Raw genomic sequence first — 17,498 nt, forward strand, 5'->3', positions numbered from 1 at the left:
GTGCCATTTAAAGTGATTCCATATGATACACCTTCTTATTGTTGATGCTCTTAACCTTATCCGACGCATTCATGCTGTGCAGGGCAGTCCATGCATTCCTGCCTGTGAACATGCGCTAAGGCAGCTTATCCAACATACTCATCCCACACATGCCGTCGCAGTATTCGATGAAGAGAATCGCAGTCACAGTTGGCGTCATCAGATATTACCTGACTACAAAGCCGGCCGTTCTCCCATGCCTGACAATCTGCAACAAGAAATGCCACAAATTAGAGCATCATTTGAGCAACAAGGGGTCGCCTGCTGGCATGCCGAGGGACATGAAGCTGACGATCTGGCAGCGACACTGGCGGTAAAAGTGACTTCTGCTGGTCACAACGTGACTATTGTTTCTACCGATAAAGGGTATTGCCAGCTACTTTCACCCAATATCCGTATCCGTGACTACTTTCAAAAACGCTGGTTGGATATGCCATTTGTTCAGCAAGAGTTTGGCGTTTTACCAGAACAACTACCTGATTATTGGGGTCTGGCTGGGATAAGCAGCAGTAAAATTCCGGGGATTCAGGGGATCGGGCCGAAAACCGCCGCCACTTTACTGCAACAGGCCGGTACACTGGATAATCTGTTCCAGAACCTCGACCAACAACCCGATAAATGGCGCAATAAACTAGAATCCAATAAAGAAATGGCGTTTATCAGCCGGGAAGTTGCATCATTACGTACCGATCTGGCTTTAAATGGTAATCTGCAACAACTCCGGCTGACAACATTAACCTAACGAACATACTTCAACCTAACGAACATACTTCAACCTAACGAAAATACTTAGCTATCTTATCCAGATGTTCGCCTTTTAATTCTCCGGCCTCATTAAGCAGGCCGATCCAGGATTTAATATAATTATATTTTGCTTGTGAGAGATCACGTCGAGCGGTATATAACTGCTGTTCAGCATTCAAGACATCCACATTAACCCGCTGTCCAAGCGCAACACTTTTACTGGTCGCGTCTACCTGCAAGCTAGCTGATTCAACCGCCATCTCATAAGCACTAATCCGTTTTTCACTATTTAAGTACTGATTATAATTGCGACGTAATGCATTGAGGATTTCTCCGGCCTGTGCATCAAGATCATATTTAGTCCTGCCATAGTTGGCCGCCGCCTGACGTACAGAAGCAGACGTCGCGCCACCATTATAGATATTCATGCTCATCCGCAAGCCAATGGTATCGGTTCGATATTTTTGATCTATGGTATTATCGCTACTGGATTCGTTTTCAGAATGGGAAGCGTAGAACTCCAGCTTAGGTAAATAGCCTGCCCGGTTACGCTGCACTTCATGGTACGCAGCTTGCACTTCCTGACGAGAAGCAGCCAAAACCGGGTTGTTAGCCAATGCCAATTTTTCCCACTCCTCATAACGCTCAGGCAACAACCTCAATATCTGAAAACGCTTTTTATCTGATAGCCGTTGAACAGGCAAATCAATAGGGAGAGGAACGCCCACAATGAGCTGTAAACTTCGGATTGCCGCATCCAAATCGTCTTTGGCGGCTATCTCATCGGCAATCGCCTGACTGTAACGGGATTGCGTTTCCACCACATCAGTACGTGTCCCTTCACCAGAAGTAAACAATTTCTTATTCAGTTCCAGCTGCTTTTCATAAGCCATTTTCTGGCTTATCACTAAATCGATTTGATCCTGTGCATAAGCCACATCTACGTAAGCATTCACGACCCGAACAGCTAGTTGCTGAAAATCTGCCCGAAAACGCTCATTGCTCATCAAAGTGTGAGCCTGGCTGGCTTTATAACGAGCCCATATCTCAAAATCGATCAATGGCTGTGTCAACACAATAGCCGCGTTATAACTGTTATATTGGCGATCCCGGCTGCTAGTTGTTTTCCTGCCCCAGAAGTCATAGCCAACAGACTCCATATGTTGCCAATTCCGTGGTGAATTCTGATAAGACATCATTACCTTAGGGAACAGTTCTGCCCTGCCGAGCTTTTCATACTCTTCACCACCTTCCCGCTCTTTCACGGCAGCGAGAAAAGTGGGATCATTTTCTAACGCCAGCGCATAGGCTTCAGTCAAACTCAATGCCCATGTAGGAAAAGAGAACAAACTGACGCTAAAAAGAACCAGCAAACCAATGGATAAAGAAGCATTATTCAATTTCATAATCACTCCTCTATCAACGATGTTGAAGCCCGATCCCACAATGGCTTAAACAGATAACTTAACAGAGAGCGGGAACCCGTTTTGACAAACACCTCAACCGGCATCCCTGGCCTGATATCCAACCCTTTTAATTTTTCCATTCCCTCAGGAGAGACAACCACTTTCATCTGATAATAAGGTTGACTGGTTACTGGATCGACCAACCTATCCGCGGAAACCATCGCGACTTTACCTTCAACCTTTGGCGTACGATTCTGGTTAAAAGCGGTGAACATCAGGTCCACATCAAACCCTTTACTAATCTTATCCGCCAAATTAACCGCCACACGAGCGTCCACTTCAAGCGCCACTTGGGTCGGCAGAATTTCCATCAGTTTTTCGCCGGGGGCAACAACCCCACCTTGGGTAAAAACATTCAACCCCACAACAGTACCGTCAACCGGAGCGACAATTGAGGTATGAGTCAGTTCAAACTGTGCGGTATCCAACTTATTTCTATATTCACTGGCGGAAACCTGCACCTCCGCTAATTGCGTGCGCACTTCCCGCTGATAGTCTGCTTTGCGCTGAATAATACGCTGTTGTGTTTCCTGTAACTGTTTTTCAAGCTGACCCGCTCGTCCTGCCATTTCCGCCGTGCTGCTGTTTAGTTCAGCCTGTTCACGCAGAAGTTCCAGATAACGATTACGCGGAAAATAGCCCTCATCCGCTAAAGATTTTAGATTTGTTATCTGCTCCTTAAGCGCCCCCTGCTGCATGCGCTTACTGAGAAGGGAAGATTTCAGCCCTTTAATTTGAAAATTTATTCCTTCGACGGACTGCTCAAGCCCTTCCAGGTCGCTTCTCAATACTTCACGGCGTGATTTAAAAAGTTGTTTTTGCAGTTCGGTTATCTCATTCACCCGCGGTTCAGATTGTAATTGCTGTAATATGTCGGGGAAAATTAACACTTCATCACCATGCTGCTCGGCTAATAAACGGGCTTCCGTTGCCAACGTGGTATACAGTTGATCCTGAATCGCATCGACCTGAGCCTTTGCCTGTACCTGACTAAGCTGGACGAGTGTCTGACCCGCTTTTATTGTTTCTCCCTCAACAACCTTAATCTGGCTGATAATACCGCTTGCCGGGGCCTGAACTGTTTTACGATTACCATCCACAACCACCACCCCCGAAGACGCCACCCCTTTATCCAACGGCGCTAATGCTGCCCAAATGAGAAATCCCAAGATCCCCACACCAATCACTAACCATCCTAGTCGTAAAAAATGCCTTTCTTCCAAAGGCAATAATCCTTTTTCATCTCTTACCGGCGTAATCTGATCAGACATATCCACTCCCGGACAGAAATCTCCGTCTCAGCTATTTGATATTATTATAATTAAATGCACATTTACCTATGATGCCTGCGCGACTGCTTTGGCCGCAGAACGTTCCTGACTGTTATTTCTTTGCGATAAAGCGGCCATCACCTGCTGAGATGGACCGAACATCTTCATTTTCCCCTGAACCAGTAACAGTATTTTGTTTGTCTGTGATAGCAATGAGGTGCGGTGAGTAATGACAATCACCGTTTTTCCTTGCGCTTTAAGCTGAGAAATCGCCTCATTCAATGCTCTTTCTCCCGCCTCATCCAGGCTGGAATTAGGTTCATCCAACACCACCAATGACGGCTCATCATATAGTGCGCGAGCAAGGCCAATTCGCTGTTTCTGGCCCCCGGATAATCCAACGCCTCCAGCGCCAATCACGGTGTCATAACCTTTATCAAGTTCTAATATCAGCTCATGAACGCCCGCTTTCCTTGCCGCTTGCACCACCTTCTCTGGCTCCACTTCATTAAAACGAGCAATATTTTCAGCGATAGTGCCGCCAAATAGCTCAATATCTTGCGGTAAATAGCCGATTGAGGAGCCCAATTCATCTTTGTTCCACTGATAAATATCTGCATTATCCAGACGAACGACGCCTTCTTGTGCGGGCCATATCCCCACCAGCAACCGGGCAAGAGTCGATTTGCCAGACGCACTGGGGCCAATTAATCCCATCACATCACCGGCATCCAACGAAAAGCTAACATCCTCTAACACAACCTTACTGTTTCTTCCCGGAGGCGCTGCGGAAACTTTATCCACGGACAAATTGCCTTTTGGCGCGGGCAATGACATGCCCGGTTTGCGTTCCGGTTGTTGTTCCAACAAGTTGGTTAACCGTTGCCATGACAAACGAGCGCCGCTCCAGCCTTTCCAGGCTTGGATCAGTTGTTCAATCGGCGAAAGCGCGCGTCCCATCAAAATTGAAGCCGCAATCATCATGCCCGGCGTAATATGCCCACCAATCGCTAACCAGCCCCCTAATCCGAGGATCAATGACTGCAAGGCCAAACGCACTGTTTTAGTGACTGAATTAATCACCGAAGCCCGCTCACTGGCAATGCGCTGGAAATCCAAGAAACGCTCATGTAACCCAAACCATCTCCGACGTAGTACCGGTAACATACCTAACGCCTCTATGACTTCGGCATTACGTAAATTGGTGCTGGCAAGACTCGCTGAACGTAGAGAAAGTTTACTGGCTTCGGATAACGGCTGACTTGATAACCACTGATTCAACACAGCCAAGGCAATCAATACCAGCGCACCGCCCAGTGATAACAGACCAAGCCAAGGGTTAAAAAGGAAAATGACCAGCAGATAGATTGGAAACCAAGGGGCATCAAAGAAGGCAAACAAGGCGTTACCCGTCAGAAACTGGCGGATATTTGCCAAGTCATTAAGCATCTGACCGGCATCAGTAGTGCCATTTTTCAGATTTGATTCATAAGATGCGGTATAAACCCGGTTATTCAGCTTCATATCAAGCTGACTACCAATGCGGATGACAATCATGCTACGGATATATTCCAGCATTCCCATCATGGCAAACATGCCGAGGGTAATCAGAGTTAACATCAGCAAAGTGATTTCATTGCCCGTCGGCAATACTCTGTCATAAACCTGCAACATATAAACAGACGGAACTAACATCAGCAGGTTAATAAAGGCAGTGAACAACCCGATAGCCCAAAATACCCGGCTACGAGCACGAATGACATCAGTAATTTCATCCTTCGGGAGCAGTAATTTCACACTATTTCCTTATTTTTATTTTTTTAAAAATATAACTATCTGATGTTAATGTTTTCCTTTTTATTCATTTTTCTTATTAGTCTTATTGGGCTTCATCATTAATTCCCGGCCATCGGCAAAACGGGCAAACCAACCATCCGGCTCATTAGCAAAGAAAGCCAAACCACTACCCTGTTCATCAGTAATTGTGAGGCCATCTGGCGTAGGCCGCCAACCGGCAGGCACTTCGCCAAACATATACGCCAAACAATCGTTATCACCATTAAGTGACCAAATTGATCCCTCCGGTAAGGGTTGGTCAGTCAATGACACATCACATTGTTGATGTTTGTCCGACAGTTGCCATACGCCTTTCAATTCACTGGCGTGTGGGAGAACAAGACTACTTGCCATACTTCCTCCGATAATGCTGAATGCAAGAGCAACAAAGAATGCAAATTTCAGATACCAAGCTGCAAAAACCATGCCGCCTCCAAACAAATAACCGCATCCAAAATCAGATGCGGTTGTGTTGTTGTGTTATGAAAGAATGAAATCAGACTCTAAGATTGGCTCTCCGACAATCTTCACCCAAAAATCATCGTAGGAAAATTCACCGCCCAAATTAATGGCAAAATCATTCACCTTATCAACCGTGTTATAACGAAGCACCGCTTCTCCGACTTCCCCCGTGAATTCCCTTACAAATTTAACGCCCCCCTTCCCGGCTTCACCCAGATCGAACAGTGACACATCGATCTTGTCTTTACCGGAAACAAAGTCATGGATCCAATCACGCTCAAGAGGAGGTGATTCCTTGGCGCTCAGGTAGACAAATGTATCGTTGCCCTCCCCGCCCCAGAGATTATCTGCGCCTAAGCCACCGTAAATGATGTCATCACCCGCTCCACCTTTCAGAGTATTGGCGGCATCATTCCCGATCAAAACATCATTACCACTGCCGCCAATCGCATTTTCAATCGTGACGCCACGGGCAATAGAGACGTTACCTTTCAGTCCACCGACATCAGAGAAAGAGGCTTCATTCAGATTGATGCGTTGATCCTGAGTAAAACCAGAGAAATCAAACGTATCATTGCCACCTGTATCCCAAGCGGTGAACAACAGCTTGCTGTTCTCATCTTTTGCGGTATAGAAGTCACGATCTGTGTTGGAATTAAAGCCATATACTGTGTCATCAGCACGAATGGTATTATTCGCGCCATATACCGCCTGAATGGCAGAAATATCGTTAAGTAATGGCGCAGAAGAATAAATACCTTTAAAGTCCTGACCCGTATTTTTCTCACTGAAATAACTCATGACGGTATAAGCACGGCTATCTTCAAAATAAGTAGCGCTGTTCTTATAAGTTGGGCTTACCTCATCAGACGCATTATAATCAGCCGGATGTTGTAACCCCAGAGTATGGCCAATTTCATGAGTAAACGTTTGACGGCCATAGCCATTCACATCAATATCGTTGTTTGAGAAAGTACGGCTTTTGGCGTTATACCAAGTCCCTAACTGCGTCTTCTCTGGCCTTGGCAGATAAGCAAATGCATAACTCCCCGTCAAACTAACATCAAAGAACCCAAAAGTGATATTTGCCTCTTTGGCATCAGTGGTTTCAACGAAATTGATATTAGCCACATCAGCCCAAGATTGTATTGACAGTTTCGCCGCAGCTTTTTGTTCTTCATTAAATGCTGAAAATTCAGAAATATGCCACGGCATATCATCCGGCTTACTCTCCAGAAAAGTATACTTTAATTGGAAAGCTTTAGATTTATCGTCGTCCTGATGCCCCCAACGATAATCACCCCGGATTAATTCTTTAGCAGCATCTTTACTGGGCTCATGTTCAACAACAATATTAGAATCTTTACCTGGTATATAAGCCTGTAACCATTTCAGCAACTCATTTGCCTTCTCTGAACCGCTAACGTCTTTGTCTTCCGAGTATGAAATTTTCTTCTTTAAAGACATATATTTCTCCATAAATTCAGGACTTAGATATAAAAATCTTTTTATTTTATTAAATACAAGTCAATAAAACCTGAAAACCACAGACCGACCCTGGTCATACAAATTAACAACTAAAATCCCTTTCACATAAACGTAACATTAAAGTTAATTATGTAAAAAGCAATTAACATATTTTTTTAATATAAACGTGATAAAAATAACATAAAACAAATAAGCGATTGTTTTATATAACATAACTATTTAAGGCGAAAAAAATACCGCTAATTTCCTGGCGGTATTTTCTTACGAATTAATTATCTATTTATTTAACTATCTATGAAGTAAACTTTAAAAAATTTATAGCATTATTACTGATAATTTTAATCAGCAATTATCCCAAGCCGTTATATGAATAGGCAAAATCAGAATAATCTACCACCTTCGACTGAAATATTGAACGATATGACATATATGGAAAGACTCTAAACCAGTAAACACCTATATATTATTAAACAAATTAATAGCAACTTAATTAAATCAATAAAAAACATATATCACAGAGCAGTTAATATTTACTTTATTCTAAAGCACTTTTCCCAATATAATTAAATTATATTCGTAATTTTTCAACATCCAATAATATTATCAACAAAGCTAATTAATTAAAAAATACATTAAATCTAAAACGTAAATTTAATATCAAAATTAGATTACACACTTAAAACTTTAATTAAAAGACAATCTCTTTCATTATTTTTCATTTTATAAAATTATTTCGTTAAATTATCTAACATTAAATCACAATTTAATTAGACGATTATAATAATATGTTAATTTTGCTATTTACCTTAAGTCAAGTAAAAAAATCAACAATTTTAAGACATAAATCATACAATGTTCATTATCACATTAAATCATAACCACCTCATAATAGCGTATTATATGATACTTTCTTAACTGAAAAAATGAATTAAATCCTTCTAATACACTCACTTTAAGCCACACAGTAATGAGAGATAAAATGCAACAATGTCATTTAATATTGAAAAAAAACGCCTCAGAATATAACTGAGGCGTTTTAGGAATTCTTATTTTATTGGTTTATTCTAAATATAGTGATGAACAACCGTGAATTAGTAATCATTCCGGCTAGCTGCATAAGCAGACCAAATACGACGGACATGAACCGTTATTTCTTCCCTGTCATGATAAAGGTGTTTTGCCTGAATTTGTGCATTTACACCACCCTCTTTTAATTGCAAGTTCATTTTCTGCAAATTATGAGCAACTTCTTCATAACGCTTTTTCATCGGTAATTTAAGATTAAAAATGGCTTCCCGGCACCAGCCATTAACCAACCAATCTGCCATTAACTGCGTCACTTTTGCCGGTTTTTCCACCATGTCGCATACCAGCCAATAAATGTTTTTTGTCGAAGGTTCAAACTTAAAACCATCAACTTTGTGATGTTTAACTTGCCCCGTATCCATCAAACTTTCCGACATTGGGCCATTATCTACCGCATGCACCATCATACTCCGTTTCACCAGTTGGTAAGTCCAACCACCCGGACACGCACCTAAATCAACCGCATATAAACCGCTAGCTAATCGCTCTTCCCATTCGTCATATGGGATAAAAACATGAAACGCTTCTTCCAGTTTTAATGTTGAACGACTTGGCGCATCCGAAGGAAACTTCAACCGGGGAATGCCCATATAAAATGGCGAGTTATTGTTACTGTAAGAATAACCAACATAACAGCAACCCGGAGCAATAAAGAAAACGTGTATTACCGGGCGGTTAACATTTTCCCGAATCAGCAAGATCTTTTCCTGCCGCATAGCACTACGCAACGGAACAGTAAATTTTCGGCAGAATTTTAATAACTCTTTACTTTCATTAGTATCAGGCACCTCAACCCGTAACTCGCCTGCACGCTCAATGACACCATGCAGCATACCAATAATCGGACTTATCCGATCTTCAGGAGGCAAATCTCGCAATAATTCACCCACAACCAGCATCTGGCGGGCAAAAATCAGCTCGCGAAATGGGATCTCACGAATCAGCCGATCAGCATCTTCATGTTGATAACACTCAAACAGGACATAGCCACTGTTATCTTTCACCCGGGCAAAACCGTAAATCTCTTTTTGCCCCGCTTTATCAGTGATTTCTGCTGCACACTCTTTTTCAAAACCAGGGCGGCAATATAAAGCAATTTTATTCATGGCGAAGCGCCGATTTCCTTAGACGCAAAGCGCCAATTAATACTAAAAACCAGCCGATAAGAAAGCTGAACCCTCCAACTGGCGTAATATAAGTGAAAAATTTAACCTGCAATAAAGCCATACAATAGAGACTGCCGCTAAACAACAAAATACCTACTGCAAAAAAGACGCCGCTCCAGTAAAACCAGAGCACAACTTTACGCATTAGCATGGCAGACATCGCCATCATTGCCAGAGTGTGAATCCCCTGATATTGCAGACCGAGATCAATCCAACTTATCTGATATTTTTCCATCATCGGAGATAATAAATGTGACCCTACAGCCCCAAACGCCACGTAGAAAAAACCACTGAAACCAGCAAAGATAAGCATTAAGCGACTATTCACTGTTATCTTCCTTTTTCATATTCTATCTGAGAGCTCTTACAGCCCGAATGCCTTATTCCGTTCTTACTCATTGGTAATAAAGCCCAATTTCTCCTGCTCACTGGCTGCCTGTGCCAAAACCCATTGTCTGAATGCGGCAATTTTCCCCAATTCAGCCTGACTGTCATGACAAACAAGGTAAAATGCATTCTTACTCACTAACACATCATTAAATGGGCAAACCAAGCGCCCCGCATCAATTTCAGTCCGAGCCATGACATTATTTGCCAGTGCAATACCCTGCCCGTGAACAGCGGCTTGGATCACCATTGCACTGTGGCTAAATATTGGTCCTTGCTGAACATTTATCTGCTGCTGCATATCAAGCTGGCGCACATACGCTTGCCAATCACGACGAGAAGAATCGTGTAACAGCATATGACGCGCCAAATCTGCGGGGGTTTTCAAAGGATTTTCTCCGGTCAGTAACGAAGGAGAACAAACGGGAAGCAAATATTCTGCGTAAAGGCGATCAGTACGTAACCCCGGCCAATTTCCACGACCATAAAATATGGCAACATCAACATCATCAGCAAGCTTATCTTCTTCTCTGTCTACCGCCTGTATTCTGACATCAATGCCCGGATACGCTAAATTAAAACTGGACAGCCTTGGAACCAGCCACTGGATAGCAAAGCTAGGTGAGAGGCTAACCGTCAAAGCTCCTTTGGCACTTCTGGCTTGAAGTTTACGTGTTGCTTCATTTATCGCCGTGAATATCTCTTTAATGTCCAAATAGTAGCTTTGACCTTCTTCAGTCAACAATAGTGAGCGATTGCGACGACGAAACAACTTCAACCCAAGAAAATCCTCCAGACTTTTCATCTGGTGGCTAACTGCGGCCTGCGTCACAAATAATTCTTCTGCCGCCTTAGTAAAACTTAAATGGCGCGCTGCGGCGTCAAAAACCCGCAACGCATTAAGTGGTGGTAAACGTTTGGACATGTGAGCCCTTATGTAATGTTAGCGATACCGGTAACTCTTTATATTTAGTTATTAGTTTTTGTAATCCGAATCATTATAAATTGTCCATTGAGGATACTCCAGTAAATCCCTATAGTGGCGCCACTTCCTAAGCCGGAACGAAAAGTGAATCAGCTTAACGCTATGAAACTTTTGGCTTTGTGGTTGTGATGTTGTGTTTGCAAGTTGTCTGGGAAACCAGACCCTGTAGCTTAAGCTACTGTTTTTTTTCACTTCCTGTACATTTACCCTGTCTGTCCATAGTGATTTTTTAATGCACCGCAGTTGCGGTGCTTTTTTTTGGCATAAAGACTCGAACATGGCAATATTATTCAATGTAATAACCTATACCCTATGGATTTCAAGATGCATCGCGGCGGCAAGGGAGCGAATCCCCGGGAGCATAGAGAACTATGTGACCGGGGTGAGTGAGTGCAGCCAACAAAGAGGCAACTTGAAAGATGACAGGTATATCCATTTTCAGCCAGAAACAAATGGTTAAGCACCATAACCACCAAAACAAAATTAATACATCTATGAAAAAGTTCGAACCAGAACAGTTCCGCCAGCAATTTCCAGCGCTACAATTTTCTACACAAGAACGGACAGTATTTCTGGATAGTGCCGCCACCGCACTCAAACCACAAGCCATGATAAAGGCAACACAAAATTATTATCAAAACAGTAGCGCTACCGTACATCGTAGTCAGCACCAAGCAGCGCTGGAAATCACATCCCGCTATGAACAGGCCCGGCAGCAGGTTGCTGAACTCATCAACGCGCCACAAGCTGAAAATATTATCTGGACAAAAGGAACAACGGAATCCCTCAATCTGGTTGCTCAAAGTTATTTCCGTACTCATCTCCAGCCTGGTGACGAAATTATAGTGAGTGAACAGGAACACCATTCCAACCTGATCCCCTGGTTAATGTTGGCAGAACAAACCGGCGCCAGAGTTATTAAATGGCCTCTAGGCAATGGTAAATTGCCTGATATCAACATTCTGCCTGAACTGATAAACAAACATAGTCGACTGATAGCAATCAGCCAAATATCCAACGTGACTGGCGGAACAGTTGATCTCGCTGCAATAACAGAAATAGCACACCAACACGGTTGTCTGGTCGTTGTCGATGGCGCACAAGGCGTTGTTCACAATCCCATTGATGTCCAACAATTAGATATCGATTTCTACGCATTCTCCGCTCACAAACTCTATAGCGCGAGCGGCGTTGGTGTACTTTATGGTAAAAGTGAATTACTCAATGCCATGTCTCCCTGGCAAGGCGGCGGAAAAATGCTCTCCCACACTTCATTCAGCAATTTTATACCAGAAGCGGTACCTTTCCGGTTTGAAGCAGGCACACCGAATGTTGCTGGTATTATTGGTTTTTCTGCCACGCTGGAATGGTTGAAAGATATTGATATTGCCAAAGCCGAAACCCATGCGGTCACACTTGCCGATTATACCGAAGAACAACTCTCCACTTTACCCGGATTTATCAGCTATCGTATTGCCGGTTCTAGCTTATTGGCTTTTAATTTTACCGACATTCATCACAGTGATCTGGCAGCTATTCTGGCAGAACAAAATATTGCCTTACGCTCCGGTCAGCACTGTGCCCAACCACTGATCGAAGCTTTAGGTATCAGCGGCTGTTTGCGCGCCTCCTTTATGCCTTACAACAACCGGCAGGATGCCGATGCCTTAATTCAAGCAGTAAAATTTGGCCTTTCTCTATTACAGGATGAATGAATTACAAGATGAATGACATTATGACTCAAACCGCTGAAAACCGGATTGCACCACACCCATTTGGCCGGGAAATCAGCCAACAACAGCTCATTGCAACCTTTAACCAATGTCGCCAATGGGAAGATCGTTATCGCCAGTTAATCTTACTGGCAAAGAAACTGCCCGCACTGCCTGAAAATTTAAAACAGCAAGACACTGAAATGTCCGGCTGTGAAAACCGGGTTTGGTTAGGGCACCAATTACTGCCAAATGGCCATTTGCATTTTTATGGCGACAGTGAAGGCCGCATTGTAAAAGGCTTACTGGCGGTGATCTTGACTGCCGTAGAAGGCAAAACACCGGAACAAGTTTTAGCGACTAACCTGTTAGCACTGTTCCACCAACTTGGGCTAGAACAGCAGATAAGCGGCTCACGGTTGAATGGCGTCAAGTCGCTGATTAATACCGTGCAAAACGCCGCAAAATCTTATATCAAAGATTAAAGATCACCTTGACGTTGCGCCTTAGCTACCATCTTTTTTAGGGCATGGGAAACCGCAACAAACCCAAATGTCGCCGTGACCATCGTTGCGGCACCAAAACCAGAAGCGCAATCCATACGCTTAGTGCCCTCTGCGGTACTTTTCGCGGCGCAAACAGAGCCATCACTCTGCGGATAAACCAATTGCTCAGTTGAAAACACACAGTCAATGCCCAATTTACCTTTACCATTCTTCACAACACGATAATCAGATTTCAACCTTTCGCGCAGTTTAGCCGCTAAAGGGTCCTGAACCGTTTTCGCCAAATCAACAACCTGAATCTGTGTCGGGTCAAGTTGCCCACCAGCGCCACCGGTTGTCACCAGCGGAATTTTATGGCGACGACAATAAGCCAACAGCGCCGCTTTTGGTCTGACACTATCGATAGCATCAATCACATAACTGAATCCAGCAGCCATCATCTCTTCAACATTATCGGGTGTGAGAAAATCATCAACACAGGTCACTTTACACTCTGGATTAATCGCCAGAATACGTTCGGCAATCACTTCGGTTTTTGGTTGCCCAATATGCTGTTTTAAAGCATGTAATTGGCGGTTGGTATTGGTGATACAAACATCATCCATATCAATCAAAGTGATAGCACCGATTCCTGTACGAGCCAAAGCCTCCGCCGCCCAAGAGCCCACACCACCGATACCCACAACACAAACATGAGAATGGCAAAACAAAGAAAGCGCTTTTTGTCCATATAAACGGGCAGTCCCCGCAAAGCGCTGCATATATGCATCAGAAAGAGAAGTTTGCATTACTGAATATCAATCCTGAAAACCTAATTATAAAATTTATGAAGAGTCATCACTGACTTACCATCAGCATAGTGGGCTGCGCTTTTTTTAACACCCAAACCCGACCATAGTGGTTATAGAAACCTGCCGCTATACCTGCCGCATCACCAATACCATGATAGATATCGAAATGATGGCCTTTTATTGCCCCACCAACATCTAATGCAACCATCAAGCGCATTTGGTACTGACCGGTAAATTTACCCTCTTTATCCAATAAAGGAACCTCTACCAACAGGGTTGTTCCCGGTGGAATAAGCATTTTATCAGCAGCTACAGAAGCTTTTGCGATTAAAGGAACGCCACTCGCACCCCGTACTGGCGCAAAGTTTTCCGGTTTAAAGAAAACAAATGATGGGTTCTGCTCCAACAGTTCACGGACTTCTGCCTCACTATGAGATTCTGTCCATTTACGAATCGCCAGTATAGAGATATCTTCTTGCGCGATTTCTCCACGCTCAATCAGCAATTTACCAATACTCCGGTAAATATGCCCATTCTTACCAGCATAACCCAAAAAAGTCAGTGGTCCACCATCACCAAAATCGACATAACCACTACCCTGAACCTCCATAATATAATTATCAATCAGTGAACGACTATAACCAATAATCAAACTGGGGCTAAGAGCGCCATTGTATATTTCGGTTCGGTTTGGTAAGCGATATTTACTCTTAGGCGGCATCCGATACAGAGGATATTTAAATTCCCCCTGTTTAACACGGCGAGCTTGCAACACTGGCGTATAGTAGCCGGTAAATTGGACGTTACCGTAATTATCCACACCTTCCATCTGGTAAGCGCGTAAATTAAACAGATTCAACTTACTGGTTTCACCACCCGCCAACATCCAGTTTTGAACGGCGTCAAAAGTTAAGCTATTACGATTATACAGACGAGGAGCAACCTGATTAATCAAGGCAACCTGCTCTGAAAAATCCTTTGCATTAACTGGTTTACCCTGAGCATTGGGTTGATTCACCAGCCGTAAATCCTGAGCGATATGACCATCTCTATATTGTTGGCCTTGTGCTGTTGGGCGAGAATGACATCCAACCAACAGTGAAATCACGGTTCCACACAGCAGATACTTACCCCAGTATTTCATTGTTGTCTTCTCTATACTTGCCAACATGATTCAACGGCAAACCATACCAAACCAATAAAAATAATGAAACCTACCATAAAAAAATAACTTAACAAAACAACGACACAAACGAATAAAAAAACTCCAATGTGCAGAGTAACCCATCAAAAAAGTAACGAAACAAACAATTTTTAATAAAAAAACTTGCAACGGCTCTTATCCTGAGTATAGTGCCCGCTATCGGACGCGGGGTGGAGCAGCCTGGTAGCTCGTCGGGCTCATAACCCGAAGGTCGTCGGTTCAAATCCGGCCCCCGCAACCAACGTAATAAAGCAGTTCGATAAAACGGACGCGGGATGGAGCAGCTTGGTAGCTCGTCGGGCTCATAACCCGAAGGTCGTCGGTTCAAATCCGGCTCCCGCAACCAATTTTCGCTACTCAAAATATCAAAACGGACGCGGGGTGGAGCAGCTTGGTAGCTCGTCGGGCTCATAACCCGAAGGTCGTCGGTTCAAATCCGGCCCCCGCAACCAATTCTCTATGCGTCTCAGCATACAAACTCCCAAACAATTTCCAGACGATTTATCACCGCCATATTTGTTATTCTGCGGCGATAATAAATGCAAAGACTCCACTATAGCCCGAGCATATAAATATTAGCGTAAGTGGAAAAGCAGAAGGTGAACAGGCAATGAAATGCAGATCACACGACGACGCAATGGCTGAGGTGTTCCGCAAAGACCCAACTTACGCGATCGAACTACTAAACAGCATCCTTGAAAATGACGAACAAGCAGAGTTACTGATTGTTCTTCGCCAGATCACCAAAGCCTTCGGAGAGTTCGTAGCGTGACCAAAGAAGCGAGTTGAATCTGAACCCGCTCTATCGCACCTTGTCAGCCGAGGGCAACCCGGAAGAAGGCTGTGTCCCTTTTAGCAACAAAATTAACTGGTCGCAGTAGGTTCAAATTGCCAAATTACCACCATTCTTGAAATAAGCTTTGATACCCGCAAAAATTGACTCTGCTACTTGCTGCTGGAAACGTGCGGTTTTCAGTTTTCGCTCTTCTTCCAAATTGCTAATAAACGCAGTCTCTACCAGAATCGAAGGGATATCCGGTGCTTTCAGTACCGCAAATCCAGCTTGATCCACCCGATTTTTATGCAATTTATTCACTTTGCCCATACGCTTAAGCACTTCACTACCAAATTTAAGGCTATCATTGATAGTCGCAGTCTGTAACAAATCAAACATCGTATGATCTAGATACTGATCACCGCTTTTACTCACGCCGCCAATTTGGTCAGCTTCATTTTGCGTCTGAGCTAGAAAGCGTGCGGTATTACTGGTTGCACCTTTAGTAGAAAGCGCAAAAACCGAAGAACCACGTGCCGCCCGGTTAGCAAAAGCATCAGCATGAATAGAAACAAATAGATCAGCTCGCATTTTACGCGCTTTTGCCACCCGAACTTTTAATGGGATAAACACATCTTCATTACGGGTCATATAAACTTTCATACCCGGTTCACGTTGAATAAGTGTTTTCAATCGACGGGCAATTTTCAGAACAACGTCTTTTTCACGAGTTTTATATTTGCCAATAGCGCCGGGATCTTCCCCGCCATGCCCAGGATCAAGCATGATAATGATCGGCCTGTCTTTACCTGCCTTACCTGACCTTGGCCTTTCCACTGGCAGATCTTCCGCCAAATGACCTTTATTGTACTCTTCGAGTAGAGCAAGCAATGGATCATCATCCGTATTAACCCCCGCAGCGGGATAAATATCCAATACCAGACGATGTTTAAACTCTGCCACTGGCTTCAAAGTAAACATATGTGGGCTGACGGCTTGTTTAACTTCGAACACTAGACGAACGGTTTTAGGATCAAACTGTCCTACCCTGACCAGTTTAAGATAAGGATCGCGGGATTGAATCTGCTCTCCCATCCCACTTAGGGTATGATTCAGTTGTACACCTTCAAGATCAACGACAATTCTATTTGGATTTTTTAACGCAAACTGGCGATATTTGAGTGGAATATTAGATTCAAGAGTCACACGGGTATAACTGGATGCTGGCCAAATACGTACCGCTATAACTTTTGCTGACGCTGCGTAACCCACCTGGCTAACACTAAGTAACCACATCGCTGCGGCTCCCTGCAACAAACGACGTCGCGACAGACTATGATCTGAATGACTCATCTACTTAATATTCCATTCATAAAATACAAACACTCAGGGTGATATTCACCAAATGAAACGATCAAATGAAAAACTTTAACCAATCAGCATTATGCTGTCATCAATAAACAGCATTTTATATTTTGCAAATTATTACCTGATTACCATCGAATCTCAGCTAGCTTGAGTAAATACTCAGGTATAGGTGCTGTCCGGATACATGAATAAATAAGCTGTTCGAATGTTTT

The 17,498-nt window shown here is 43.5% G+C and carries 15 protein-coding genes and 3 tRNA genes; 7 read left to right on the top strand and 11 right to left on the bottom strand.

Translation table 11 applies throughout. The annotated features are described in order from the left end of the window. Positions 1 to 22 precede the first annotated feature (22 nt). The gene (gene xni, locus BA1DRAFT_RS16900; protein WP_036781543.1) at positions 23 to 781 is read left to right on the top strand and encodes a flap endonuclease Xni; all 759 of its coding nucleotides are present in this window, start codon (positions 23 to 25) and stop codon (positions 779 to 781) included. 34 nt (positions 782 to 815) lie between these two features. On the opposite strand, the gene BA1DRAFT_RS16905 is transcribed toward xni, so the two are convergent. The 8 genes from BA1DRAFT_RS16905 to BA1DRAFT_RS16940 all read right to left on the bottom strand — a co-directional run bounded on the left by BA1DRAFT_RS16905 (position 816) and on the right by BA1DRAFT_RS16940 (position 10,870). Next, positions 816 to 2,189 carry a TolC family outer membrane protein gene (locus BA1DRAFT_RS16905; RefSeq protein WP_036781548.1) on the bottom strand — a complete coding sequence of 458 codons (1,374 nt, stop codon included), beginning with the start codon at positions 2,187 to 2,189 and terminating at the stop codon, positions 816 to 818. A gap of 2 nt (positions 2,190 to 2,191) precedes the next feature. Then, complete coding sequence (locus tag BA1DRAFT_RS16910) at positions 2,192 to 3,520, bottom strand: HlyD family type I secretion periplasmic adaptor subunit (protein WP_036781552.1); 1,329 nt, start codon at positions 3,518 to 3,520, stop codon at positions 2,192 to 2,194. Positions 3,521 to 3,586: 66 nt separating this feature from the next. Next, positions 3,587 to 5,317, bottom strand: a complete 1,731-nt coding sequence (locus BA1DRAFT_RS16915) for a type I secretion system permease/ATPase (RefSeq protein WP_036781555.1) — start codon at positions 5,315 to 5,317, stop codon at positions 3,587 to 3,589. A gap of 60 nt (positions 5,318 to 5,377) precedes the next feature. Then, a complete protein-coding gene (locus BA1DRAFT_RS16920; protein WP_181148462.1) occupies positions 5,378 to 5,782 on the bottom strand; it encodes a protease inhibitor Inh/omp19 family protein in 405 nt (134 codons plus the stop codon). A gap of 54 nt (positions 5,783 to 5,836) precedes the next feature. Beyond that, a complete protein-coding gene (gene prtA / locus BA1DRAFT_RS16925; protein ID WP_268747242.1) occupies positions 5,837 to 7,297 on the bottom strand; it encodes a serralysin in 1,461 nt (486 codons plus the stop codon). Between the two features lie 1,100 nt (positions 7,298 to 8,397). Continuing rightward, complete coding sequence (rlmM, locus tag BA1DRAFT_RS16930) at positions 8,398 to 9,498, bottom strand: 23S rRNA (cytidine(2498)-2'-O)-methyltransferase RlmM (RefSeq protein WP_036781560.1); 1,101 nt, start codon at positions 9,496 to 9,498, stop codon at positions 8,398 to 8,400. Continuing rightward, on the bottom strand, positions 9,491 to 9,886 hold the full coding sequence (locus tag BA1DRAFT_RS16935) for a DUF423 domain-containing protein (RefSeq protein ID WP_036781562.1): 396 nt from the start codon (positions 9,884 to 9,886) through the stop codon (positions 9,491 to 9,493). The genes rlmM and BA1DRAFT_RS16935 overlap by 8 nt, the downstream gene beginning before the upstream one ends. Before the next feature lie 63 nt (positions 9,887 to 9,949). Next, on the bottom strand, positions 9,950 to 10,870 hold the full coding sequence (locus tag BA1DRAFT_RS16940; RefSeq protein ID WP_036781565.1) for a transcriptional regulator GcvA: 921 nt from the start codon (positions 10,868 to 10,870) through the stop codon (positions 9,950 to 9,952). A gap of 554 nt (positions 10,871 to 11,424) precedes the next feature. Here BA1DRAFT_RS16940 and csdA point away from each other — a divergent pair. After that, positions 11,425 to 12,645 (top strand): cysteine desulfurase CsdA, encoded by a 1,221-nt coding sequence (csdA, locus tag BA1DRAFT_RS16945; RefSeq protein WP_036781579.1) that lies wholly within the window; start codon positions 11,425 to 11,427, stop codon positions 12,643 to 12,645. 20 nt (positions 12,646 to 12,665) lie between these two features. Next, positions 12,666 to 13,127 (top strand): cysteine desulfurase sulfur acceptor subunit CsdE, encoded by a 462-nt coding sequence (gene csdE / locus BA1DRAFT_RS16950; RefSeq protein ID WP_036781583.1) that lies wholly within the window; start codon positions 12,666 to 12,668, stop codon positions 13,125 to 13,127. Here the strand turns inward: csdE and tcdA are convergent. Next, the gene (gene tcdA / locus BA1DRAFT_RS16955) at positions 13,124 to 13,936 is read right to left on the bottom strand and encodes a tRNA cyclic N6-threonylcarbamoyladenosine(37) synthase TcdA (protein WP_036781567.1); all 813 of its coding nucleotides are present in this window, start codon (positions 13,934 to 13,936) and stop codon (positions 13,124 to 13,126) included. The genes csdE and tcdA overlap by 4 nt on opposite strands. A 49-nt stretch (positions 13,937 to 13,985) precedes the next feature. Next, a complete protein-coding gene (gene mltA, locus BA1DRAFT_RS16960; protein WP_036781570.1) occupies positions 13,986 to 15,083 on the bottom strand; it encodes a murein transglycosylase A in 1,098 nt (365 codons plus the stop codon). 224 nt (positions 15,084 to 15,307) lie between these two features. Between mltA and BA1DRAFT_RS16965 the strand changes: the two genes are divergently transcribed. The 4 genes from BA1DRAFT_RS16965 to BA1DRAFT_RS23575 all read left to right on the top strand — a co-directional run bounded on the left by BA1DRAFT_RS16965 (position 15,308) and on the right by BA1DRAFT_RS23575 (position 15,915). Continuing rightward, positions 15,308 to 15,384, top strand: a tRNA-Met gene (locus BA1DRAFT_RS16965). Between the two features lie 28 nt (positions 15,385 to 15,412). Next, a tRNA-Met gene (locus BA1DRAFT_RS16970) sits at positions 15,413 to 15,489 on the top strand. Positions 15,490 to 15,518: 29 nt separating this feature from the next. Further along, positions 15,519 to 15,595: transfer RNA gene (locus BA1DRAFT_RS16975), tRNA-Met, on the top strand. A gap of 158 nt (positions 15,596 to 15,753) precedes the next feature. Further along, a complete protein-coding gene (locus BA1DRAFT_RS23575; protein ID WP_160170011.1) occupies positions 15,754 to 15,915 on the top strand; it encodes a hypothetical protein in 162 nt (53 codons plus the stop codon). A gap of 111 nt (positions 15,916 to 16,026) precedes the next feature. On the opposite strand, the gene amiC is transcribed toward BA1DRAFT_RS23575, so the two are convergent. Next, positions 16,027 to 17,271, bottom strand: coding sequence for an N-acetylmuramoyl-L-alanine amidase AmiC (gene amiC / locus BA1DRAFT_RS16985; protein WP_036781572.1), 1,245 nt, complete (start codon positions 17,269 to 17,271; stop codon positions 16,027 to 16,029). Between the last annotated feature and the right edge of the window lie 227 nt (positions 17,272 to 17,498).

Source organism: Photorhabdus aegyptia, from assembly GCF_000612035.1.
GTDB lineage: Bacteria > Pseudomonadota > Gammaproteobacteria > Enterobacterales > Enterobacteriaceae > Photorhabdus > Photorhabdus akhurstii.